General features: G+C 72.2%; 17 protein-coding genes, 1 tRNA gene and 1 pseudogene. 13 read left to right on the plus strand and 6 right to left on the minus strand.

The window, feature by feature from the left end:
- Positions 1-6 precede the first annotated feature (6 nt).
- The 4 genes from FHR90_RS04655 to FHR90_RS04670 all read left to right on the plus strand — a co-directional run bounded on the left by FHR90_RS04655 (position 7) and on the right by FHR90_RS04670 (position 7725).
- On the plus strand, positions 7-1947 hold the full coding sequence (locus FHR90_RS04655) for a tetratricopeptide repeat protein (RefSeq protein WP_183274847.1): 1941 nt from the start codon (positions 7-9) through the stop codon (positions 1945-1947).
- 9 nt (positions 1948-1956) lie between these two features.
- Positions 1957-5292 (plus strand): glycosyltransferase, encoded by a 3336-nt coding sequence (locus tag FHR90_RS04660; RefSeq protein ID WP_183274848.1) that lies wholly within the window; start codon positions 1957-1959, stop codon positions 5290-5292.
- Positions 5292-6371, plus strand: a complete 1080-nt coding sequence (locus FHR90_RS04665; protein ID WP_183274849.1) for a hypothetical protein — start codon at positions 5292-5294, stop codon at positions 6369-6371. The genes FHR90_RS04660 and FHR90_RS04665 overlap by 1 nt, the downstream gene beginning before the upstream one ends.
- A gap of 61 nt (positions 6372-6432) precedes the next feature.
- Positions 6433-7725, plus strand: a complete 1293-nt coding sequence (locus tag FHR90_RS04670; protein WP_183274850.1) for a glycosyltransferase — start codon at positions 6433-6435, stop codon at positions 7723-7725.
- Between the two features lie 4 nt (positions 7726-7729).
- Here the strand turns inward: FHR90_RS04670 and ppa are convergent, their stop codons facing one another.
- The gene (gene ppa, locus FHR90_RS04675; protein ID WP_176625607.1) at positions 7730-8254 is read right to left on the minus strand and encodes an inorganic diphosphatase; all 525 of its coding nucleotides are present in this window, start codon (positions 8252-8254) and stop codon (positions 7730-7732) included.
- A 121-nt stretch (positions 8255-8375) separates the two neighbouring features.
- Here ppa and FHR90_RS04680 point away from each other — a divergent pair.
- The 3 genes from FHR90_RS04680 to FHR90_RS04690 all read left to right on the plus strand — a co-directional run bounded on the left by FHR90_RS04680 (position 8376) and on the right by FHR90_RS04690 (position 10806).
- Positions 8376-8449, plus strand: a tRNA-Ile gene (locus FHR90_RS04680).
- Between the two features lie 44 nt (positions 8450-8493).
- The gene (gene ettA / locus FHR90_RS04685) at positions 8494-10173 is read left to right on the plus strand and encodes an energy-dependent translational throttle protein EttA (RefSeq protein WP_176625609.1); all 1680 of its coding nucleotides are present in this window, start codon (positions 8494-8496) and stop codon (positions 10171-10173) included.
- Positions 10174-10275: 102 nt separating this feature from the next.
- On the plus strand, positions 10276-10806 hold the full coding sequence (locus FHR90_RS04690) for a GNAT family N-acetyltransferase (protein WP_183274851.1): 531 nt from the start codon (positions 10276-10278) through the stop codon (positions 10804-10806).
- Positions 10807-10870: 64 nt separating this feature from the next.
- Here the strand turns inward: FHR90_RS04690 and FHR90_RS04695 are convergent, their stop codons facing one another.
- Entirely contained in the window at positions 10871-11662 is a 792-nt protein-coding gene (locus FHR90_RS04695; protein WP_221188208.1) for a LytTR family DNA-binding domain-containing protein, read from the minus strand.
- Between the two features lie 97 nt (positions 11663-11759).
- Here FHR90_RS04695 and FHR90_RS04700 point away from each other — a divergent pair, with 97 nt between their 5' ends.
- Both FHR90_RS04700 and FHR90_RS04705 read left to right on the plus strand, forming a co-directional pair.
- Positions 11760-12761 carry an alpha/beta hydrolase family protein gene (locus FHR90_RS04700; protein ID WP_218062134.1) on the plus strand — a complete coding sequence of 334 codons (1002 nt, stop codon included), beginning with the start codon at positions 11760-11762 and terminating at the stop codon, positions 12759-12761.
- A 137-nt stretch (positions 12762-12898) separates the two neighbouring features.
- Positions 12899-14422: a GGDEF domain-containing protein gene (locus FHR90_RS04705; RefSeq protein WP_183274852.1), complete on the plus strand. Its 1524-nt coding sequence runs from the start codon at positions 12899-12901 to the stop codon at positions 14420-14422.
- Here FHR90_RS04705 and FHR90_RS17360 read toward each other — a convergent pair.
- Both FHR90_RS17360 and FHR90_RS04720 read right to left on the minus strand, forming a co-directional pair.
- Positions 14412-15827: pseudogene (locus tag FHR90_RS17360) on the minus strand (SulP family inorganic anion transporter). The gene FHR90_RS04705 and the pseudogene FHR90_RS17360 sit on opposite strands and share 11 nt — an antisense overlap.
- On the minus strand, positions 15824-16105 hold the full coding sequence (locus FHR90_RS04720) for a helix-turn-helix domain-containing protein (RefSeq protein ID WP_408871424.1): 282 nt from the start codon (positions 16103-16105) through the stop codon (positions 15824-15826). The pseudogene FHR90_RS17360 and the gene FHR90_RS04720 overlap by 4 nt, the downstream one beginning before the upstream one ends.
- 138 nt (positions 16106-16243) lie before the next feature.
- Here FHR90_RS04720 and argS point away from each other — a divergent pair, with 138 nt between their 5' ends.
- From argS to panC, 3 genes are all read left to right on the plus strand, one after another.
- Positions 16244-18007: an arginine--tRNA ligase gene (argS, locus tag FHR90_RS04725; RefSeq protein WP_183274853.1), complete on the plus strand. Its 1764-nt coding sequence runs from the start codon at positions 16244-16246 to the stop codon at positions 18005-18007.
- Between the two features lie 107 nt (positions 18008-18114).
- The gene (panB, locus tag FHR90_RS04730) at positions 18115-18834 is read left to right on the plus strand and encodes a 3-methyl-2-oxobutanoate hydroxymethyltransferase (protein WP_246330053.1); all 720 of its coding nucleotides are present in this window, start codon (positions 18115-18117) and stop codon (positions 18832-18834) included.
- A gap of 8 nt (positions 18835-18842) precedes the next feature.
- A complete protein-coding gene (gene panC / locus FHR90_RS04735) occupies positions 18843-19712 on the plus strand; it encodes a pantoate--beta-alanine ligase (protein WP_183274854.1) in 870 nt (289 codons plus the stop codon).
- 132 nt (positions 19713-19844) lie between these two features.
- Here panC and FHR90_RS04740 read toward each other — a convergent pair whose 3' ends face one another.
- Positions 19845-20084 carry an antitoxin MazE-like protein gene (locus FHR90_RS04740; RefSeq protein ID WP_176626156.1) on the minus strand — a complete coding sequence of 80 codons (240 nt, stop codon included), beginning with the start codon at positions 20082-20084 and terminating at the stop codon, positions 19845-19847.
- 94 nt (positions 20085-20178) lie between these two features.
- Positions 20179-21243 (minus strand): hypothetical protein, encoded by a 1065-nt coding sequence (locus tag FHR90_RS04745; RefSeq protein ID WP_176626158.1) that lies wholly within the window; start codon positions 21241-21243, stop codon positions 20179-20181.
- A gap of 97 nt (positions 21244-21340) precedes the next feature.
- Between FHR90_RS04745 and FHR90_RS04750 the strand changes: the two genes are divergently transcribed.
- Entirely contained in the window at positions 21341-23692 is a 2352-nt protein-coding gene (locus tag FHR90_RS04750; RefSeq protein ID WP_183274855.1) for a penicillin acylase family protein, read from the plus strand.
- Positions 23693-23705: the final 13 nt, after the last annotated feature.

Raw genomic sequence — 23705 nt, forward strand, 5'->3', positions numbered from 1 at the left:
GCAGCGATGAGCCTCGCGCAAAGACTGGCTGCGGTCCTGTCGCCGGCCGCGCGGCTGAAATACGGGCTCGAACTGGCCGCTGCCGGCGAGCACACGAAGGCCTTCGCGCAGTTCGCGAAAGCCGCCGCCGCCGGGGTGACCGAGGCGCAGTTCCGCGCCGGGCGCGCCTATCTCGACGGCCGCGGCGTGCCGGTCAGCCGCGACGAGGGCGCGCGCTGGATGCGGCGCGCGGCGGAGGGCGGCTGGGCCGAGGCGGCCTATGTGCTGTCCACCCTGTATCTCTATGGCCTGGTCGCCCCCGAGAACAGCAGTGCGAACTCCCTGTTCGCCACCGGCGTCTCGGCGCGCGGTGAAGGCGAGCCGGATTTCGACAATGCCAGGCTCTGGGCGCAGCGCGCTGCCGATGGCGGCTCCGCCGAGGGCCAGGCGATGCTCGGCTATGTGCTGACCTCCGGCCCGGAGGCGATGCGCGACCTGCCGCGTGCCGAGCGCCTCTACCGGCAGTCGGCCGATGCCGGCTGCCCGCAGGGCGCGCTCGGCCTTGGCCTCGCCGTGCTCGCCGCCGCACCTGCTGACGGCGAGACCGAGGCCGAAAAGCACGTGCGCGCCGCCGCCTGGCTGCGCCGCGCGGCCGAGGGCGGGCTCGGCACCGCCCATTACCTGCTCGGCGTGATGGCGGCGTCCGGCCAGGGGCTCGAACAGGACGAGGCCGTGGCGGTGCGTCACTACCGCGAGGCCGCCGCCGCCGGGGTAAGGGCCGGTCAGGCACGTTATGGCTATGCGCTGATCCAGGGCCGCGGCATCGAACGCAACATCAACGAGGGCGAATCCTGGCTGCGTCGCGCCGGCCTGTCCGGCGACATCGAGGCGCAGGCGATGATCGGCGATCTGTATGCCCGCGGCGGCGATCTGCCGCCGAACTACGCCGAGGCCGCGCTGTGGTATGCGCGCGCCGCCGATGGCGGCCATTCGGCGGCGGCCCGCGCGCTGGGGCTGCTGTTCCTGACCGGGGCCGGCGTGCAGCGCGACCCCGAGGAGGCGGCGCGCTGGTTCCGGATCTCCGCCGAGCGCGGCGACAGCCTCGCCCAGGCCGATCTCGGCAATCTGGTGATGAGCGGCGAGGCCGGGCCGGCCGCGCAGCAGGGCGCGCGCGAGATGTACGAGCGCGCTGCCGAGAACGGCGACCTCGTCGCCGCCTTCAATTTCGGCGTCTGCCTCGCCAAGGGCGTCGGCGTCGAGCGCAATGCGTCGGCGGCGGCGGAATGGATGCGCCGCGCCGCCGAGGGCGTGGTCAATGCGCAGTTCTGGTATGGCCGCATGCTGCTGGAGGGCAACGGGGTCGCCGCCGACCCGGTGGCGGCGCGCGACTGGATCGGCCGCGCGGCGGCGGCCGGCATGACCGACGCCGAAGCGCAGCTCGGCGAGATGCTGCTGACCGCGGCAGGCGGCGAGCGCGACGATCCCGCGGCCCTGGCGATGTTCGAGCGTGCCGCCGCCAAGGGCCATGTGCTGTCGATGTTCTCCGCCGGCGCGATGCTGGGCGGCGGTCATCAGGTGCCGGTCGACCGGGTGCGCGCGCAAGCCTATTTCGAACGCGCCGCCGAGAGCGGCCATGCCACCGCGCAGCTGATGCTGGGCCGCTATCTCGCCGACGGGCTGGCCGGCGAGCGCGACATCGCCAAGGCGCGTCACTGGCTGCAGACCGCCAAGGCGCGCGGGGTGTCGCATGCTGCGGTCGATCTCGCCCGGCTGCCGCCCGAGGGCGGCGCGGCCGACGCAACGCCGGCCGAGACCGGCCAGGCATCGCCGCTGATCGAGCAGGCCGCGCCACCCGCCGGTCAAGCCCCGAACGAGGCGGCGCCGCGTGTGCCCGACGCCGAGCGGCCACCGGCCCGCGATATCGTGCCGAGCATCTTTTCCGTGCCGCCGCGCGCCAGCGGCGGCTGAGCGGGCGCGTTGGCGAGGCGGGCCCGGCTCCCGGCGCAGACCGGCACCGCGGGTGCTCCGGTCACGCCCGCCGTGCCGGTCGAGCGCGTGTCGCTGGACCGCTATCCCGGCTATCGCCGGTCGGCGCCCGAACGCGCCGAGCCGGAGGCGCAGGCGGACGGGCCGGGCGGCCCGCCGCGTCGCCGCCGGGTCAGCGAGGCGGACCGCCGCGCCTGGCAGGAATGGCAGCAGGGCCGCATCGAGGATGCGTTCGCCGACGGGCAGCGTGCCCAGGCCGAGGGGCGCGCACTCGATGCGCTGAGCGCGTTCGAGCGCGCGCATCGGCTGTCGCCCGACGATCCGGTGCTGATGTTCGCCCTCGGCCTCGCGCGCTCGCTCTGCGACGACCATGCCGGCTGCCTCGCGCTGATGGAACGGCTCGGCGGGCGCGTCGACATGCGCGAGGCCTGGGTGACGGCGGCCTCCGCGGCGCTGGCGCTGGGCCTGAACCAGCGCGCCGGCCGCCATGTCGAGCGGCTGCTCTCGACGCATGGCTTCGACCCGTCGCTGAGCGACATTCTCGGCCGGGTGATGGAGGCCACGGGTCGGGTCGGCTGGTGCGCCCTGTCGGGTGGCGGCCCGGGCGGCGATCCGGGCGGCGGCGGGGCGGTGCTGAACGTGCTCTGCGCCGGACCGGTGCAGATGATCGCCGATGGCGTGGCGATCCCCCCCGGGCCGCCGCGACGGCGCGCGCTGTGGCGCTCGCACGTGCTGCCCGAGGGCTGGGAACGCTGGGAGGCGCTGGAGGTGCGCGACGGGGCGGGCACGCCGCTGCTCGGCTCGCCGATCGCCGCCTCGCGGATCGCGCGTCCGGCCGGCTTCGTCGAGGCGGCCGGCCCGCGGCACATCCGCGGCTGGGCCTGGCATCCGGCCGACCGCGACCGCACGCCGCAGATCCTGGTGCGGGTGGCGAGCGATCGCGGCGATGGCGAGCTTGTCGCCCGGCTGGAACTCGACGAGGCGGCCGATCCGCTGCCCGGCAACGCGCTGGCACGGCCGCGCCGGATCGATTTCGCGGTGCCGCGCCGCCTGCGCGGCGCCCGTCTCGACTTCACCGACGCCGCCGGACAGTCGCTGTTCGGCAGCCCGCTCGATCCGTTGCTGCTGTCAGATCTGCGCCCGGCCGATCGCGGGGCAGGGGGCGCCCTCCCTGCCGCCCTCCCTGCCGCCGCCACGGCCGGCGGCATCGACGTGGTGATCCCCGTCTACCGCCACTGCCGGCGCACGCTGGACTGCATCGACAGCGTGGTTGCGTCGCGGCAACGGTCGGGCGGTCGCGACGTGCGCATCGTGGTGGTCGAGGACAGCTCGCCCGATGCCGACCTGCGGGCCGCGCTCGACGCGCTGGCCGATGATGGCGTGATCGAGCTGCTGCGCACGCCGCGCAATCGCGGCTTCACCCATGCCGCCAATCTCGGTCTGCAACACGGCGCCGCGGCGGGACGCGACGTGCTGCTGCTCAACAGCGACACGCTGGTCGCCCCCGACTGGCTGGAGCGGATGCGCGAAGCCGCGGCCACGGCGGGCGATATCGGTTCCATCACGCCGCTGTCGAACGACGCCACCATCCTGAGCTACCCCGACCGCCGGCGCGCCAATCCGATGCCGGACGCGGACGCCCTCACCGCTCTGGCCGACCAGGCGGCGCGTGCGAACGGCGGCGAGCTGATCGGCATCCCGACCGGCATCGGCTTCTGCATGTACATGCGCCGCGCCTGCCTCGACCGGGTCGGGGGGTTCGACGAGGCGCTGTTCGCCCAGGGTTACGGCGAGGAGAACGACTGGTGCCTGCGCGCCGCCGCCCTCGGCTGGCGCCATGTCGCCGCCACCGGCATCGTGGTGGCCCATGAGGGCGGGGTGTCGTTCGGCGAGGCGCGGCAGTTCCTGATGGCGCGCAACGCGGCGATCGTCGAGCGTCTGCATCCCGGCTACGACGCCGCCGTCGCCGCCCATATCGACGCCGACCCGCTGGCGATGGCCCGGCGCCGGATCGACCGCCTCCGGCTGCTCGATTCTCTCGCCGCCGAGGCCGCCCCCGCCACGGTCGCACTGGTCACCCACGACCAGGGCGGCGGGGTGGAGCGCGTCGTGCGCAGCCGCATCGACGCCCTGCGTGCGGCCGGAAGGGCGGTGCTGGTGCTGCGGCCGTCCAGCGAGGGCGGGGTCTGCGTGGTCTCCGACGGTCCCGCCGACAGCCATCCCAACCTCGCCTGGCGGCTGCCCGACGAGACCGACGCGCTGTGCGACCTGTTGCGCGAGGCCGGGGTGACGGCGTTCGAATGGCACCACATGCTGGGCCACGAGCCCCCGATGCGCGAACTGCCCGCCCGGCTCGGCGTGCCGTTCACCATCACCGTGCACGACTATGCCGCGTTCTGCCCGCGGGTGACGCTGGTGTCCTACGGGCGGCGCTATTGCGGCGAGCCCGATCTGGCCGCCTGCGAGGTCTGTGTGGCGACGCTCGGCCGGCGCACCGACGAGGCGATCGGTGTTGCGCCCCTGCGCGCGCGTTCGGCACGCGAATTCGCCGCCGCCGCCCGGGTGGTGGTGCCCTCGCAGGATGTCGGTCGCCGGATCGAGCGACACTTCCCGCACGTGCGGCTGTCGGTCGAGCCCTGGGAGGAGGACCATCCCGAGCTCGATCTCGCCGCCTATGCGCGGCGGTTCGGCGCGGCGGTCGAGCGGGTGGGGGCGGTGCCCCGCGCCCCGGGCCGGATGCGGATCGCGCTGCTCGGCGGCATCGGGCCGGAGAAGGGCTATGACGTGCTGCTCGACTGCCTGCGCTGCGCGCGCGAGGAGGGACTGCCGCTCGAATTCGTCGTCGCCGGCTTCACGCCCGACGATGCGACGCTGCGCGAGGCCGGCTGCGGGCCGATCACCGGCGAGTACGAGGCCGGCGAGCTGCCGGCGCTGCTGGCCGGATTCGATGCCGATGTCGCCTTCCTGCCCTCGGTCTGCCCCGAGACCTGGAGCTTCACGCTCAGCGAGGCCTGGCGGGCGGGGCTGCCGACGGTGGTGTTCGACATCGGCACGCCTGCGGAACGTGTGCGTGCCACCGGGCGTGGGCTGGTGCTGCCGATCGCGCTGCCACCGGCGATGATCTGCCGGCAACTGATGGTGTGCGCGCAACGTTCGATACAGCAACGAGACTCGCTTGCGAAAACCGCGGTTCCGCCGCAATTTGGGCACCGCTCTGCCGCGACGGCGCACGATTCTCGCACCGCCGCGGAGGCGGCCAAACGACCCGCCGCGTCCGCGGCCGAACGAACCGCCGCAGATGCGGCCGAAACGACGGATGGATTTTGATGGCCAAGACCGAGCCCGCCTCGCCGCAGCCTTTGGTGACGGAGCTGAACGTGTCGGCCAACATTATGGCGATGCAGCCCGGTCTCTACTGCGTCTTCCATGCCGACAACGCCGAGATCGACACCGCCACCGGCCTGCCCGGGGTGCGCATCACGCCGCCGCCGGGCGGTGCCGATCCGCAGCTCGAGATCCGCACCTTCGGCGAGGGCGGCTGGCTCGGCGGTGCTGCAGCACTGGTGCATGCGCCCAACCATGCCAGCGTGCTGGTCACCGTCTACCGCGACGCGAATGTCGTCACCCAGGGCCCACAGCTTCAGGTTGTCCGGCTCGGTGACGCCCCGCGCGCGCTCCAGCCCGCCACCGGCGCTGCATCCTCCGCCCCGGCGCCCGTTGCCGCACCGCCGGCCGCACCCGGACCGGCGCCGGCCCCCGTTGCGGTGGCCCCGTCCAGCGCCCCGGTGCCGGCCGAGATCGCGCCGGCCGCCGCCACCAGCACCGTCTCGCGTGACGAGGCCGAGATCGCCGCCCATATCCAGCGCCGCGGCGACGTGCTCGCCCGGTTCGGCGAGTGGATGGGCACGCCCGGCAGCCAGCAGTGGATCGAGGGCTTCGCGCTCGCCCCGCGCGGCGAGATCGGCGTCAAGGACATCGAATACCAGGCCGTCCTCGGCCGGGGCTGGCTGTCGCCCTGGTCGGAGGGCGGCCAGTTCTGCGGCAGTCGCGGCATGGCGCTGCCGATCCTCGGCCTGCGTGCCCGTCTGAAGGGCAAGTTCGCCGAGTCGCACAGCATCAGTGTCGAGGCCAGCTTCACCGACGGCACCGAGATCGGGCCGACGCAGGAGGATGTGCCCGTCGAGGCGGCGTCGCTCGCACCGCTGGAGGCGTTCCGCATCATCGTCGCGCCGAAGGCCGGCGTTGCCGTGCCGGCAGCACCGGCCGCGCGTGGACGCAAGGCGGAGGCGAAGCCGGCCAAGGCCGCCGCCCCCGTCAAGGCCAAGCCCGCAGCCAAGGGAGGTGCCGCGCCACGCGCCGCGGCGATGAAGGCCGGCAAGGCCGCCGCACGGCGCGCGCGATCCTGAGCGCGCGGCGATCTGCCTCGCGAGTGGCTGGCGGCGGGATGCCGGCCAGTAAGGGTGCTGCGTGAAGTTCCTGTTCGTCCATCAGAACTACCCGGGCCAGTTCCTGCACATCGTGCGTCACCTGGCCGAGCAGGGCGGCCACGAGATCGTGTTCGCCAGCCAGATGAACGCCAACGTGATCCCCGGCGTGCGGCGGGTCCTGTACTCGCCGCCCCGCGGTCCGGTGCCCGACCTGCATCCGGCCACCCAGGAATTCGACATGGCGATGCTGCGTGCCATCGCGGTCGCCAACATGGCCTCGAACCTCAAGGAGCTGGGCTTCACCCCCGACATCGTCATCGGCCATCAGGGCTGGGGCGAGATGCTCGACCTGCAGGATGTCTGGCACGATACGCCGCGCCTCGGCTATCTCGAGTTCTACTACCATACCGACCGCTTCGATGTCGGCTTCGACCCCGAGTTTCCGCCGTCGCGCGCGCTGTATCCGGTGGTGCGGGCGAAGAACGCCATCAACCATCTCGCCCTGCACAGCAGCGCGGTGGGCTTCACCCCGACCGAATTCCAGAAATCCACCTACCCCGACTGGGCCCGATCCAGGATCGAGCTGCTGCGCGAGGGGGTGCATCTCGACATCTGCGCCCCCGACCCCAGGGCCAGGCAGCGCATCTTCCGCCTCGGCGGCATCGAGGTCGCGCCCTCCGAGAAGCTGGTGACCTACGTGGCGCGCGACCTGGAGCCCTATCGCGGCTTCCACATCCTGATGCGCGCCCTGCCGCGCATCCTCGCCGAGCGGTCGGATGTCCGTGTGGTGATCGTCGGCGGCGACGGAGCCAGCTACGGGTCGCGTCCGCTCAGCGGCACCTGGCGCGAGGTGATGCTGCGCGAACTCGGCGACCGGCTCGATCTCTCGCGGGTGCATTTCGCCGGCAAGCTGCACTACGAGGACTATTCAGGCCTGCTCAAGCGCTCGGACGCCCATGTCTACCTGACCTACCCGTTCGTCGCCTCGTGGTCGCTGCGCGAGGCGTTGGCCAGCGGCTGCGCGATCGTGGCCAGCGACACCGCCCCGGTGCGCGAGTTCGTCACGAACGACCGCACCGGGCTGCTGGTCGATTTCCACCAGCCCGACGCGCTGGCCGAACAGGTGCTGCGCCTGCTCGACGACCGCCGGCTGGCGGCGAGGCTGGGCGCGGCGGCGCGCCGCCATGCCGAGCAGACGCTCGACATGGACGACTACCTCAACGCTTACGTCGCGCTGATCGAGAAGCTGACCGGGCGTCGCATCGCCCCGGCACCCGCACCGGCCCCGCCGCCGCCGGCGCGTGTGCGCAGCCGGCGGCGGGTGGAGGCGTGAGGGCCTACTTGCCGGCGGCCTGAAGCGACTTGACGATGAAGCCCTCGGCCTCGGCGCGGTCGCCCCAGCCGGTCACCTTCACCCACTTGCCCTTCTCGAGATCCTTGTAGCGGGTGAAGAAGTGCTCGATCGCCGAGCGGGTGATCTCGGGCAGATCCTCGACCTGCTTGATGGCGCTGTACAGCGTGTGGATCTTGTCGTGCGGCACGCAGATGATCTTCTCGTCCTGGCCGCTCTCGTCCTCCATCTTCAGCACCCCGATCGGGCGCGCACGGATCACCGCGCCGGGCACCACCGGGGCGGGGGCCAGCACCAGCGCATCGGCCGGATCGCCGTCATCGGCGAGCGTGCCGGGAATGAAGCCATAGGCGGCCGGATAGGCCATCGGCGTGAACAGGAAGCGGTCGACGACCACCGCGCCGCTCTCCTTGTCGACCTCGTATTTCACCGCCGAGCCCTGCGGGATCTCGATGACGACGTTGATGTCGTGGGGGACATCCTTGCCGGGGCTGATCTTGCTGACGTCCATGATGCGCGCGTGGCTCCTCGAGCGGGGGGCGGTAAGACAATAAGGACCGGCGGGACCGTAATCGCCGCCCCGCCTCTTGCCAAGGCGGCGGCCTTGGGCGAAGGGAGGGGCCGGGCTTTGCGCGCCTGTAGCTCAACTGGTCAGAGCGGGCCGCTCATAACGGCTTGGTTGCGGGTTCAAGTCCTGCCGGGCGCAGGCCTTCATATCTGACGTCACCCGCCGACCGGAGCACCGCCGCCATGGCTGCCTATCAATATGCCTATGTGATGAAGGACCTCACCAAGGCCTATCCAGGCGGGCGCGAGGTGTTCAAGGGCATCACGCTGTCGTTCCTGCCCGGGGTCAAGATCGGCGTGCTCGGCGTCAACGGCGCGGGCAAGTCCACCTTGCTCAAGATCATGGCCGGCATCGAGACCGAATATGGCGGCGAGGCCTGGGCGGCCGAGGGCGTGCGGGTGGGCTATCTCGCCCAGGAGCCGAAGCTCGACGAGGACAAGACCGTCGGCGAGAACGTCGCCGAGGCGTTCGGCCCGCTCAAGCGCGCGCTCGCCCGCTTCAACGAGATCTCGGAAAAGTTCGCCGAGCCGATGAGCGACGACGAGATGAACGACCTGCTCGCCGAGCAGGCCACGCTGCAGGAACAGATCGACGCCGGCGACGGCTGGGATCTCGACCGCCGCATCGAGATCTCGCTCGACGCGCTCGGCTGCCCGCCGGCCGACAGCCCGGTCGGCAAGCTCTCGGGCGGCGAGCGCCGTCGCGTCGCCCTGTGCCGGCTGCTGCTGGAGAAGCCCGAACTGCTGCTGCTCGACGAGCCCACCAACCATCTCGACGCCGAATCCGTCGCCTGGCTGGAGCGCACGCTGCGCGACTACGAGGGCACGGTGATGGTCATCACCCATGACCGCTACTTCCTCGACAACGTCACCAACTGGATCCTGGAAATCGAGCGCGGCCGCGGCTACCCGTTCGAGGGCAACTACTCGTCCTGGCTGGCCCAGAAGCGCAAGCGCCTGCTGCAGGAGGAAAAGGAGGAGAGTGCCCGCTCGCGCGCGCTCGCCCAGGAGCAGGAGTGGATCCAGTCCTCCCCCCGCGCGCGCCAGACCAAGAACAAGGCCCGCATCCAGAAATACGAGGAGATGCTGGCCCAGAACCAGGAAAAGGCCACCGGGGTCGCCGAGATCGTCATCCCGCCGGGCCCGCGCCTGGGCGGCACCGTCATCGAGGCGGAGGGTCTGCGCAAGGGCTTCGGCAACCGCCTGCTGATCGACGGGCTCGACTTCAAGCTGCCGCCGGGCGGCATCGTCGGCGTGATCGGCGCCAACGGTGCGGGCAAGTCCACCCTGTTCAAGATGATCACCGGCGACGACACCCCCGATGCCGGCAGCCTGAGGATCGGCGAGACGGTCAAGCTCGGCTATGTCGACCAGTCGCGCAACTCGCTCGACGACAACAAGAACGTCTGGGAGGAGATCTCCGGCGGCACCGACGTGATCTATCTCGGCAAGCGTGCCGTGCCCTCGCGCGCCTATGTCGGCGCGTTCAACTTCAAGGGTGCGGACCAGCAGAAGAAGGTCGGCATCCTGTCGGGCGGCGAGCGCAACCGCGTGCATCTCGCCAAGATGCTCAAGCAGGAGAGCAACGTCATCCTGCTCGACGAGCCGACCAACGATCTCGACGTCGACACGCTGCGCGCGCTGGAGGATGCGCTGGCCGAGTTCGCCGGCTGCGCGGTGATCATCAGCCACGACCGCTGGTTCCTCGACCGGCTGGCGACCCATATCCTCGCCTTCGAGGGCGACAGCCATGTCGAGTGGTTCGAGGGCAATTTCCAGGCCTATGAAGAGGACAAGCGACGACGTCTCGGCGCCGACGCCACCGAGCCGCACCGCCTCAAATACAAGCCGCTTGCCCGCTGAACCCGGGCTGCGGCGCCGGCCCGCGCCCCGACCCGGTTTCCCGTTTCAGCATCGTGTCGCGGGGCGCCGGGTAGGGGCGCGGGCCGGCGCCGTCCTGCCCTCATGAGCGGCTCGTTCAACCCCCGCCGCCTGCGCACCGCACGGCTGGTCCTCGACCCGGTGCGCTGGACCGACCTTGCCGACATGGAGCGCCTCAAGGGCGACCCGCGCGCCTATGCGATGATGCTGGGCGGCGTGCTCGCCCCGGCCAGGGTCGCCGAGGAGATGGCCCGCGACGTGGCACTCTGGTCGCGCGAGGGGGTGGGCATCTTCACCATCCGCCGCGCCGATACGGGCGCGTTCTGCGGCATGACCGGGGTGCACGAGCGCCCCGACGGGCGCGGCCTCGGGCTGCGCTTCGCGCTGGTGCCGGCCGCCAAGGGCCAGGGCTTCGCCCGCGAGGCGGCCGCCGCCGCGCTGGCCTTCACCCATAACGAGGGCATCGAGCGCGTCGTCGCCGTCGCGCGCGAGAGCAACATCGCCTCGCGCGGCATCCTCGGCGGCATCGGCATGCGCGTCGCCGGACAGTTCGAGCGCGACGGCAATCCGATGCTGCTCTACGAGAGCATCCGCCAGCCACTGCTGCGGGTCTGAGTGCCCGTTTCGCGAAGCCCGGCGCCGGTGCCGGACCTTTCCCAACAGGCCCGAGAGCGCCGCGCTATGGCGTCGCCAGCCAACCGGCCTCGCGCAGCGTGCTGACCGCGCTGCGCGCCACCGGCACCGACAGCCCGGTGCCGAGCCTGACCCGCATCGCCCTCGGCGTGCCTTCGATCGCCTGCACCGACTGCCGCGCCACCCACCACGAGCGATGCACGCGCAGCCCCTCCGTCTGCCCCAGCGCCGCGATCGCCGCCGTCATCGACAGATGGATCAGGCTCGACCCGGTCGCGGTATGCACGCGCACGTAATGATCCTCCATCTGCAGGGCGACCGCACCCGCCGGCATCTGCCTTGCCGGTGCGCCCGCCTGCAGGGTGGCGGGCACAGTGGTCGCGTCCGCGGGCAGCGGTCGCCGTGACAGCAGCCATTCCGCAACGATCGCCGCCATCGCCCCGATCAGCAGGGTCTGTGCCAGCCACCCCCAGATGCCCGGTGCGTGCGCCCGCAGCGACGGCCACAGCGCGAACGCCGCCATGCGCGTCAGCACCGCCTCGGCGAGGCTTGCCGCGCCGACCGCCGCGCCCAGCAGCCAGCGCCGTCCGGCCGTCCCCCGCGGCGCGATCCGCCCGACCGCCGTGATCGCGCCTCCGTAAAGCGCGCATCCCGCCCAGGCGGCGCCGATCCAGTAGAGCGCGCGGCTGCCCGGGCCACCGTTGAGATAGGTGCCGAACGGACCCAGCAGCGCGAGCAGACCGCCCGACAACGTCGAGATGACGATCGCCCGCCGCCAGCGCGCGGCCGCCTGCCCGGCGCCGCCCCCCTGCACCGGCCCGCTCATGCGTCTGCCCATCCGCCCGTCCGCGTGCCCGTTCGCCCGTTGGCGAAAACCGGCGTGCGCACCGGCGCATCAGGCGTCAGATGGCGGGACAACCCTGCCGGATCCATCGATGTCCACACGCTCCCGCTTCGCCCGCCCGTCCTGCCTGCTGGTCCTCGCCCTGTGCCTGATGCAGGTGTCGATGTCGATGCGCCCCGCCCGCGCCGCCGCCGATGCCGTCGGCTTCATCGCGACGCACAGCCCCGACGGCACCGAGATCGGCATCTGGTATCCCGCCAGAGGCGAAATGCGCCACCTCGTCCTCGGTCCGTATGCACAGGATGTCGCACCCGGCGCGCCACCCGTCGCCGCGCCGGGCAGCCATGTCCTGCCCCTGGTGGTGATCTCGCACGGCCAGGGAGGCTCCTTCACCGGTCATCTCGATACCGCCATGGCGCTGGCCCGCGCCGGCTTCGTCGTCGCCGCCCTGACCCATCCGGGCGACAACTGGCGCGACAGTTCGCGGGCCACCGATCTCGCAGCCCGTCCCGCGGCGCTGTCGGCGCTGATCACCTGGATGCTGACCGCCTCGCCCTATGCGGGAATCATCGACGCCCGCCGCATCGGCGCGTTCGGCTTCTCCTCCGGCGGCTTCACCGTCCTCGCCGCGGCGGGCGGCAGGCCGGACCTCACGAAGGTCGGCCCGCACTGCGTCGCCCATCCGGGGTTCTACGACTGCGCCCTGCTCGCCGCCCACCCGCCGGTCGCGGGGGCGCGGACATTCAGCAGGGACGGGCGCATCCGTGCCATCGTCGTCGCGGCCCCTGCGCTCGGCTTCACCTTCGACCGTGCCGGCCTCGCCGGGATCACGGTCCCGGTGCAGCTCTGGCGCGCCGGCAACGACAAGGTCCTGCCCGCCCCGTTCTACGCCGATGCCGTGCATGCGGCCCTGCCCCCGGGCGTCGCGTTCCATGATGTGCCCGGTGCCGGGCATTTCGATTTCCTGGCGCCCTGCACGGCGGAAGCGGCGTCGCTGCCGATCTGCACCAGCGCGCCGGGCTTCGATCGCGCCGCCTTCCATCGCGATTTCGATGCCGCCGTGGTGGCGTTCTTCCGCCACACGCTCGACTGAACGCGAAACGGGCCGCGCGATCATTCCCATATCGTAAGCTCCCGCGCGTTTCTGCTACAGTGCAGGTGGCGGGCCGATCGTCGCCCCCCTCTTCCCCCTCCCGCCCCCCGCGCGTGCGCCCTTTCGATCTGTCACGGATGCCCAGCCCCACCCCCGACCCATCCGCCACCACCCGCCCGGCCCGTCCCGTACATCGCGCGCACTGGGCCCCGTGGCGGCGGGCGGAGGCGAGGCGAGGCGTCGGGACCATGGCGGTGCTGTTCACGCTGTACTGCGCGCTGGTGCTGGCCACCCGGCTGCTGTGCCGCGACGACGCGGGCTACGAATCGTTCTGGCCGGCCAATGCGGTGCTGCTGGTGGCCCTGCTGGTGCTGCGCCCGCGGCAGGCCTTCGGACTGCTCGCCATCTGCTTCGTCGCCGATGTGACGGTGCTGCGGTTCGGCGCCCCGATCGATGCCGAGGCGGTGCTCGCCAGCGTGCTCAATGTCGCCATCGCCCTGATCGCCGCACCGCTGACCCGCCGCTTCTGCGGTGCGACCACCGATCTCACCCATCCGCACCGCTTCGCGATGTTCGTGCCGATCGCGCTGGGCGCCGCCTCGATCGAGGCGCTGGTCGGCATTCTGGTCGAGACCTATGTGCTGGCCGACCCGGCCGACCCGTTCGCCGACTGGATGCAGTGGGTGATGTGCGATGCGCTGGGCCTGATCATCGCCACCCCGGCGGTCATCGCCCTCGTCCGACGCCGGATCGCCTCCGATGCCGCCGCCAGCCCGCGTGTGGTGGGCGCCCTGGTCGCCCTCAGCGTCGCGCTGGCGCTGGTGAGCTTCCTGCTGCCGGGCACGCCGCTGTTTCTGCTGCTGTTCCCCGCCCTGGTGCTGGTGGCGTTCTGCGCCTCGGCGGTCACCGGGCTGCTGGTGGTGCTGGTGGTCTCGGTGATCGTGTCCGCCTTCACCGCGCACGATCTCGGCCCGATCGCCAGGCTGTCGCCGGACGGCCACCTGATGCGCGTCGCCTTCATCCAGCCCTTCCTGTTCGCGCTGCTTCTGGTGGTGGTGCCGACCTCCAACGCGGTGGGGGCCAAGCGCCGCTACATGCGCCGGCTGTCCGGGCTTCAGGCCCGCATGGCCGAGACCGCCGCGCGCGACACGCTCACCCCGGCCGACAGCAGGCTGCATTTCGAGGCGTCGCTGCGCGCGCTGATCGCGCGCGGCGGCCACGGCGCCCTGCTGCTGATCGACATCGACCATTTCAAGCGCGTCAATGACGGGTTCGGCCACCAGACCGGCGATCTGGTGCTGGTCGAGTTCGCGCGGCGGCTGATCGAGGCGGCCGGAATGCACCAGGGGCGGGTCGGCCGACTCGGCGGCGACGAGTTCGCGCTCTGTCTCGCCGTGCGCCTGCCCCGCGACGCGCTCGACCTGTTCTGCCGCGGCGTGATCGCGCGCCTGCGCCAGCCCTACCGGATCGGCACCGAGGACCATGTCTTCACCGCCAGCATCGGCGCCACCCCGATCGAGGCCGGTCCGGCCCGGATGGAGGAGGTGATGCGCCGCGCCGACCATGCGCTCTATGCCGCCAAGGCGGCCGGGCGCGACGGCCATGCGATCGCCGACCGCATCGAGGCCGCCGAGCCCGCGTTGCTGTCAGTCAGCGCCTGAGCGCGCCTTCCTCGGCCACCGGGCGCCGCATCAGCGCGAGGATCGCCGCCAGCACGCAGCCTGCGACGATGCCCCAGGTCAGGTCGCGCACCACGGTGAGGCCGAACGTCGCCAGCAGGACCAGCCCGCCGCGCCCCTGCCGCATCAGCCGCAGGAACTCGGCCTTCTCGGCCATGTTCCAGCACACCACCAGCAGCACCCCGGCCAGGCAGGACAGCGGCACCCAGCGGGCGAGCGGCGCTGCCACCAGCATGAACAGGGCCACGAACACCGCATGCATCATGCCGGCGAGCGGGCTGCGCGCGCCGGCGCGGATATTGGTCGCGGTGCGGGCGATGGTGCCGGTCACGCTGATGCCGCCGAACAGGGCGGAGGCGATGTTGGCGATCCCCTGCGCGACCAGCTCCATGTTCGAGCGGTGCCTGCGCCCCGTCATGCTGTCGGCGACCTTGGCCGACAGCAGGCTCTCGATGCCGCCGAGCAGGGTGAACGCCGGCTTCAAAGCCTCCCACCTATCCTACACAGCATTTTCCTGATGCCACTGCAAAGCTGCAGTAAAGGTTCATAGGGTCTTTCCGTCTGACCGCGGGTACCCCGCATCTTCACGGGGAATTCAATACAGCGCCGAGGGCAGCAGCTGGATCATCAGCGCCGTCGAGGCGTGCGGCAGGCGCGGCGCCGGCAGATGCGCCGTCAGCCCCCCGAACCGGCTGCCGATGGTCTCCACCGGCAGATGCAGCGCCGCGGTGGCCGCCGAGGCCGCGATCACCGCGATCAGCATCCCCGGCCAGCCCGGACGGACGCGCCGCAGCCAGAAGATCAGCGCCGCCGAGCCGGCGCCGATCGCCAGCGCGTCGGGATCGAGGCTCGGTGCGGCCTGCCACAGTGCGGCGAGCCTGGGCAGCAGCGGCCCCGGCTCGGCCCCGGCCAGATGCAGGCCGAGGAAGTCGTGGATCTGGCTGGCGAAGATGGTGATCGCGATGCCGCAGGTGAAGCCGACCGTCACCGCATGCGGAATATGGCGGATCAGCGAGCCGAGCCGGCAGGCCCCGACCAGCGTGATCAGCACCCCCGACATCAGCACGCACACCAGCAGCCCGTTCAGCCCGAACCGTGCGGTGGTGGCGGCGACCAGCACGATGAACGCCCCGGCCGGACCGCCGATCTGGTGACGGCTGCCGCCCAGCGCCGAGACCAGGAAGCCGCCGATGATCGTGGTGATCAGCCCCCGTTCGGGTGAGACGCCCGAGGCGACGGCGATCGCCATCGACAGCGGCAGCGCGACCACCGCCACGGTGAGGGCCGCGAGCAGGTCATGGTGGAAATCGCCCGCGCCATAGCCCTCGCGCAGCACGGTGGCGAGCTTGGGCCGCAGCAGATGGGCCCTGGCGGTGCCGTCGGTCATGGTCGGTCCGGTGCGGCGGGCAGGGCGGGATCGCGCAGCCGTACCCCGCGTCCGCCGCCGTTGCTGATGGCGTTCTCGCCGAGCAGTTCGACGCCCGCGCGCTCCAGCGCGGTGACGACCCGGGTCAGCGTCTCGACCACGCCGCGCACATAGCCGTCGCTGGCCTCCATCCGCTGGATGGTCGGCAGCGACACGCCGGCCTGCCGCGCCAGCGTGCGCTGATCGATCCCCAGCAGGGCGCGGGCGGCACGGAGCTGTGCGGGCGTGAGCATCTTCATTCATGTATCAAACATGACTTCTAAGGTCCAGAACCTTGATATGGATGCACAGCTCCTTAGTCCGGGCGGGGCCTTGCGCGGCTCGGCGGATCGTGCGGTAACTCCCCCGCCCATGACCCGGACACGCCCCCGACACCGATGACAGCCCCTCTCGCCAGCACCACCCTGAGCGCGCGCATCGACGCGGTCCTCGCCGAGGCGTTCGCCACCGCCGGCCTGCCGGTCGAGGGTGCCCGCGCTGCCCGCGCCTCGCGCCCCGAACTCGCCGACCTGCAATGCAACGGAGCACTGCCGCTGGCCAAATCGCAGGGCCAAAACCCGCGCGAGATCGCCACCGCCATCGCCGCCGCCCTCGCCGGCCATCCCGCGCTCGACAGCGTGGAGGTCGCCGGGCCGGGCTTCATCAACCTGCGCCTGTCGGCCCGCTTCCTCGCCGACTGCGCCACCGCGCAAGGGTCGGACCCGATGATGGGTCTGCGCGAGGTGCCGCGCCGGATGGTGATCGATTTCGGCGGCCCGAACGTCGCCAAGCCCCTGCATGTCGGGCATCTGCGCTCCCTGGTGATCGGCGAGAGCCTCCGCCGCATCCTCGCCGGACTCGGCCATCACGTCGTCTCCGACGTGCATCTGGGCGACTGGGGCCTGCAGATGGGCATGCTGGTCGCCGAGATCCGCCGCCGCTGGCCCGAGCTGTCCTGCTTCGCCACCCCGCCGCGCCCGCCCGCCAGCCTGCCGTTCGACATGGCCGACCTCACCTTGCTCTATCCGGCCGCTGCCGCCGCCTGCAGGGAAGACCCCGATCGCATGGCCGAGGCCCGCGCCGACACCGCGGCCCTGCAGAGTGGCGAGCCCGGCCACCGCATGCTGTGGTCGGCGATGCGCGCGCTTTCTCTCGCTGCGCAGACACGCGATTTCGCCACCATCGGCGCGCATTTCGACCTGCTGCTCGGCGAGAGCGACGTGCAGCCACTGATCCCGGGCATGATCGAGGATCTGGTCGAGCGCGGCATCGCCATCCCGTCGGACGGCGCGCTGATCGTCGAGGTGGCGGCTGAGACCGACGCCAGGCCGATGCCGCCGCTGCTGCTGGCCAAATCCGACGGTGCGGCGCTGTACGCCACCACCGATCTGGCCACCATCCTCGAGCGCGTGCAGCGTTTCCCCGATCTCGCCGCCATCGTCTACGTGGTCGACCAGCGGCAGTCGCTGCATTTCGAGCAGGTGTTCCGCGCTGCCGCACGCGCCGGCTATGCGCCGGGGGTCACGCTCACCTTCGCCGGCTTCGGCACCGTCAATGGCCCCGACGGCAAACCCTACAAGACCCGCCAGGGCGGCGTCGCCCAGCTCGCCGACCTGCTCGACGAGGCGATCGGCAAGGCCGCCGAACGCCTCGCCCCGCGCGCCGATCTCGACGACGACGCCCGCGCGCGGCTCGCCCGCACCATCGGCATCGCCGCGGTGAAGTTCGCCGATCTCTCCTCCTACCGCACCTCCGGCTACGTGTTCGACCCCGAGCGGCTGGTCTCCTTCGAGGGCCGCACCGGCCCCTATGTGCAGTACGCCTGCGTGCGCATCGCCTCGATCCTCGAGCGCGCCGCCGCCGAGGGCCATGCGCCCGGCGCGATCGCGGTCATCGAGCCGGCCGAGCGCGCACTGGTGCTGGACGCCGCCCGTCTGCCCGACATCGTCGCGTCGGCCGCCGCCAATCTCGCGCCCAACGAGCTGGCCGATTTCGTCTTCGGTCTCGCCCAGTCCTTCAGCCGCTTCTATGCCGACTGCCCGGTACTGGCCGCCCCCGACCCCGACATCCGCGCCTCCCGCCTGGCACTCTGCGCGCTCACCCGCGCGGTGTTGGTGCACGGGCTCGACCTGCTCGGCATCGCCGTCCCGGACCGGATGTGAGCGCCCAGACCCCGACCCAGACCCTGGCCCGTGCACTCACCGCCCCCGGCCTGCGCGCCCGCAAGGGCGGCGAGAAGATCGTCTGCCTGACCGCCTACACCACGCCGATGGCGCGGATGGTCGACGCCGCCTGCGACGTCGTGCTGGTCGGCGACAGTGTGGGCATGGTGCTGCACGGGCTCGATTCCACCGTCCAAGTGACGATGGAGATGATGATCCTGCATGGCCGCGCCGTGCGACGGGGCATCCGGCGCGCGCTGATGGTGGTCGACATGCCGTTCGGCAGCTACGAGGCCTCCCCGGAGCGCGCCTTCGACAACGCCGCGCGGCTGATGGCCGAAACCGGCTGCGGTGCGGTCAAGCTCGAGGGCGGCGAGAGCATCGCGCCCACCATCGCCTTCCTGGTCGCCCGCGGCATCCCGGTGATGGCCCATATCGGGCTCACACCCCAGTCCGTGCACGGCTTCGGCGGCTATCACGTGCAGGGCAGGGGAGGGACGCGCTTCCAGCTCGGCCGCGACGCGCATGCGGTGCAGGAGGCCGGCGCGTTCGCGGTGGTGCTGGAGAAGGTGGTCGAGCCGGTCGCACGCCAGATCACCGGGCGGCTGGTGATCCCCACCATCGGCATCGGCGCCTCGCCCGCCTGCGACGGGCAGGTGCTGGTGCTCGACGACATGCTCGGCCTGTTCGCCGACTTCCAGCCGAAATTCGTCCGCCGTTTCGCCGAACTCGGCACGCAGGCCGAGGTCGCCATCGCCGCCTACGCGCAGGCGGTGCGCGACGGCAGCTTCCCCGGCCCCGGGCACGTGTTCGCCGACACGCCATGAGCCTCGCCATGACCCTGGCCATCCTGCGCGACGTCGCCTCCCTGCGCGCCCGCATCTCCGCCTGGCGCCGCGCCGCCCCCGCTTCCACCATTGCTCCCACGATCGCAGTCGTGCCGACCATGGGCGCCCTGCATGACGGCCACCTCGCTTTGGTGCGCTCCGCGCTGGCGCAGGCCGACCGCGTCGTCGTCACCCTGTTCGTCAACCCGCGCCAGTTCAACGATGCCGGCGATCTCGCCCGCTACCCGCGCACCGAGGCCAGCGACGCGGCGACGCTCGCCGCCTTGGGTGCTGCCGACCGTCTGGTGCTGTATGCGCCCGACGCCGCCACCATGTACCCGCCCGGCTTCGCCACCACGGTCTCGGTCGCCGGCGTCAGCGAGGGCCTGTGCGGCGCGCATCGCCCCGGCCATTTCGACGGTGTCGCCACCGTGGTCGCCAAGCTGTTCGTCCAGACCGGCGCCGATCTCGCGATCTTCGGCGAGAAGGATTTCCAGCAGCTCCAGGTGATCCGCCGCATGGCGCGCGACCTCGACCTGCCGGTCCGCATCCTCGGCCACCCCACGGTGCGCGAAGCGGACGGTCTGGCGATGTCCTCGCGCAATGCGCGCCTCTCGCCCGCCGCCCGCGCCATCGCCCCCGCGCTGGCCCGCGCCCTTGCCGACGCCGCCGCCCGGCTCCGGGCGGGCGCGCCCGCGCCCGCGACCCTCGCCGACGCGACCGAGGCGATCACCGCGTCCGGCTTCGAGCGCGTCGAATATCTCGAGTTGCGCAGTGCTGACGATCTCGCCCCTCTCGCCACCCCCGACCGCCCGTCCCGCCTGCTCGCCGCCGCCTGGCTCGACGGCGTGCGCCTGATCGATAATTTCGCGGTATAGCGCATCATCAATCGGGCGCGCGCACCCGTCACCCGATGCCGTGGAACACCGCCAGCCCGCGTGTGACCGACAGCATCGTCCCGGCATCGAGGCATCCGATCGTGGCGCTGGCAGCGTACGCGCAGGCGCCGTTCAGGGCGTGTTGACGCTGCCATCCATCCCGGTGTCGGCATCGAGATCGGCCAGGGCCGCGTCGAGGAACCCGTCCATCGTGTCCGCGGCCCGGTCGGCGGCGGCGGCGATCCGCGACTGGTGCCGGCACGCCTCGGCAAAGCCGGGCCGCCGTGTGTCCGGCACCCGGATCGGCCGCAGACCCGCGGCCCGCAGGCCATCGCGTCGCTTGCGGACGTGCTGGCTGACCGCAACAGGCATCGGCGGGCCTCCTGGGATGGGACATGCAACGTAGACCGGCTGGCCAAGGATGGCGACCGGCATCGGTCTGAGCAGAGGGCGCGCCGCGTCCAAGTCAGGTCTCGGGTGCAATGAGCCGTTGGCCCTCCCTGTCCCAGCGCCACAGATGGGCGTTGGTCAGATGCGTGCCGCCCCACCAGCGGTCAATCGGGTTATGGCGCGACCAGTCCTCGGTGCCGTCGAGCAGACGGCGGCCGAACGGTGTCAGGACGACGCGACTGTGCCGGAACCGGGCATGGCGTTCGGTATCGTCGTGCATGTCGAGGGTGAAATCCCGTTCGTCGATGCCGGCCAGCGCCGGAACGGGGGCCGCCGCCAGCCCGCAGAGCATCCGGCCGATGTCCCAGTAACCGACCGGCAGCTCCTCCCCGTGATGCAGGACACGCCCGATCACCTTCCCGACCAGGCGGTCGTCGTCGGTCTCGATGGGAAGCGAGGTCCGGCCATACCCGTCAAACCATCGGTGGGCGCTGGCCAGAAGAACGCGCCGCTCCGACTCGCCGAGCCCGTCCGGCCCGGGCAGCTCGGCCAGAAGCTGCCGCACGGCGCGCAGCACGCCCGGCATCGTCGTCGTCGCCGGATCGTCCAGCAGGGCTGCCCAAGCCCTCGGCGTCGGTTCGCGAAACGCCTTCCAGGCGCGCCGGGCCAGCGCGATCTCGCCCTCCGTCACCGCCACCGGGGGCAGCGCCAGCGTGCCCGGTCGCCGCTCGTCGCCAGGCGTTTCCAGTTGCCTCAGCCACAGGCGCGGCCGGATCTCCGGGTCGCGTCCGAGCCAGTCCAGCAACTGGATCAGCAGCAGTTGTGCATTCGCGTCCGGGTCGATCCACAGCACCACCCGATCGAAGCTCCGGCCGATCTGCGGCAGCCCGCGCCAGCGCCGTTTCGGCCGGCCGGTCCGGGGATCGGTCGCCTCGCCATCGAACCACCATCCCTCGCGCGCGACACCCGCCTGCGCGAACATCGCCCGGCGCGCATCGAGGAACTCCTCCGGGTCGTCGCCGGCCGGCACCGGCCCGAAGGCGAGGTCATGGAAGGGAAAGTTCAGGATCAGCTCGGCCGCCCGCTCCTGCTTCAGATGACCCATGGCAGGATCGGAATTGCACAGCATCAGGGTCGACATCAGCAGGCTCCGGGCTCGCAAGGACACACCCACTCTCGCCTGCGTGCCGCCCGGATGCGATCATCGTGATCTTTCGCAACGCAAGGGAGACGGGCGGATGTCCTGGCGGCGTTGGGTCCTGTGGGGCGCGGGCGGCATCGCCGGTCTGGCACTGCTGCTGGCCGCCGGCCTCGCGAGCTATGGCATCTACGTGCTGGAAGCCTCGCGGCCGCGAGAATCGGGCGCGCTGGCGCTGCCCGGGCTGTCGGCGCCGGTCACCATCACCCGCGACGCCGAGGGCGTCCCGACGATCCGTGCCGCCACCCGGCTCGATCTGGCGCGCGCGCTCGGCTTCCTGCACGGCCAGGAGCGCTTCTTCCAGATGGACCTGCTGCGCCGCTCGAGTGCCGGCGAACTCGCAGAGCTGGTCGGCCCGGCCGCGCTTCCGATCGACCGCGCCCGGCGGCTGCACCGCTTCCGCAGCCGCGCCGGACGCGCCCTGGCCGCGCAGTCGCCGCAGGCCCGCGCGCTGCTCGCCGCCTACACGGCCGGGGTGAATGCCGGACTCGCCGCCCTCGGCCATGCGCCGTTCGAATACAGCCTGCTGCGCGCCACCCCCGTGCCCTGGCGCGACGAGGATACCGGCCTCGTCGTCTATGCGATGTATCTCGACCTGCAGGACTCCGACGGTCGCGCACAGGCGCTGCACGACGCGCTGATCGACAGGCTCGGCCCGCAGATGGCCGCGCTGCTCGACCCCGACCGCACCCCGTTCGATGCTCCCGACGACGGCTCGGTCGCCCCGTCGCCGGTCCTCCCGGACCATGTCCCCGTGCCCGCCGCCTGTCCGCCGGCGGCGACGGTGCCGGCACGCGAGCACGGCTCCAACAGCTTCGCGGTGTCGGGCGCGCTCACCGGCACCGGGGCGGCGATGCTGGCCAATGACATGCATCTCGACCTCGGCGTGCCCAATCTGTGGTACCGCGCGCGGCAGGTGCTGGCCGATGGCAGCCTCGATCTGAACGGGGTGACGCTGCCCGGCACGCCGATGCAGGTGGTGGGCAGCAACGGCCACATCGCCTGGGGCTTCACCGACAGCTACATCGCGACCGGCGACCTGATCCGCCTCGACCTGCTGCCGCCCGCCATGCCGGGCGGGCCGCAGCGCTACGCCACCCCGGACGGCCCGCGCGACATCAAGACGGTGCATGAGCGCCTCTGCGCCCTGCGCGCCGGCTGCGAGGACCTGCCCGTCCGCCAGACCATCTGGGGACCGATCCAAGGCGCCGTGGCGGGCGCGCCGGCGGTGTGGCGCTGGATCGCCGAGGACGACGACGCGATCGGTTTCGACGGGATGGCGGCGCTGGAAGGCGCCGGCGGCGCGCGCGCCGCCCTCGATGCGGCCCATCGCACCGGCCTGCCGCAGCAGAACCTCCTCGTCGCCGATGCCGCCGGTCACATCGGCTGGACGGTGATCGGCCGCATCCCGCGCCGCATCGGGCTCGGCGACCGGCGCCCGCACTCCTGGGCCGACGGCACCCGGGGCTGGACCGGACGCCTCGCGCCGGACGACATTCCACAGATCGTCGACCCGCCTTCGGGCCGGCTGTGGACCGCGAACGGCCGCGTCGTCGGCGGCGCGGCCCTCGACCGACTCGGCGATGGCGGCTACGCGGACGGGCTGCGCGCCGGGCGCATCCGCGACGACCTGTTCGCGCGCGGCCGCTTCGCCCCCGCCGACCTGCTGGCGATCCAGACCGACGACCGCGCGGTCGCGCTCGACGACTGGCAGGCGATGCTGCTGGCCGCCCTCGACCGTGCGGGCCGGCCGCAGGATGCGGACCTGCGTGCGGCGGTGCGCGACTGGGGCGGCCATGCAGTGCCCGATTCGGTCGGCTACCGGGCCGTGCACGAATGGCGCGCCCTCGCCCTGTCGCGGATCTACGGCGCCTGGGCGGGCTGCGCCGCCCCGCCCGGTAGCCGCGCGCCCGCACGCGACGACTGGGCGATCGCGGCGATGCTGCGCGCGCGGCCGCCGGGGCTGGTGCCGCCCGGCTTCGCCGACTGGACCGCGCTCGAATCGACAGTGCTGGACGCGCTCAGGACGCGGATCGCGCAGGCGGGCGGCCTGGCCCGCTTCACCTGGGGCGCGGTCAACCATGTCGGCATCCATCACCCGCTGGCGCGCGCCGTGCCCGGCCTCTCCCGCCTGACCGATCCGTCCGACCTGCCCGAAGCGGGTGACACCATGGTCCCGCGCGTGCAGATCACCGGCTTCGGCGCGTCGGAACGGCTGGTGGTCAGCCCGGGATGGGAGGGCGAGGGGCTGCTGTCGATGCCGTCGACGCAGGGCGGCAACCCGCTCTCGGGCTACGGCGACGCCGCCCACGAGGCGTGGCGGCTCGGTCGTCCGTATCCGCTGCTGCCAGGCAGGCCGGTCGCGACCCTGGTGCTGCGCCCGCCCGGCTGAGCCGTCGCAAAAA

This window comes from Endobacter medicaginis (assembly GCF_014192375.1).
GTDB classification, from domain to species: Bacteria; Pseudomonadota; Alphaproteobacteria; order Acetobacterales; family Acetobacteraceae; genus Endobacter; species Endobacter medicaginis.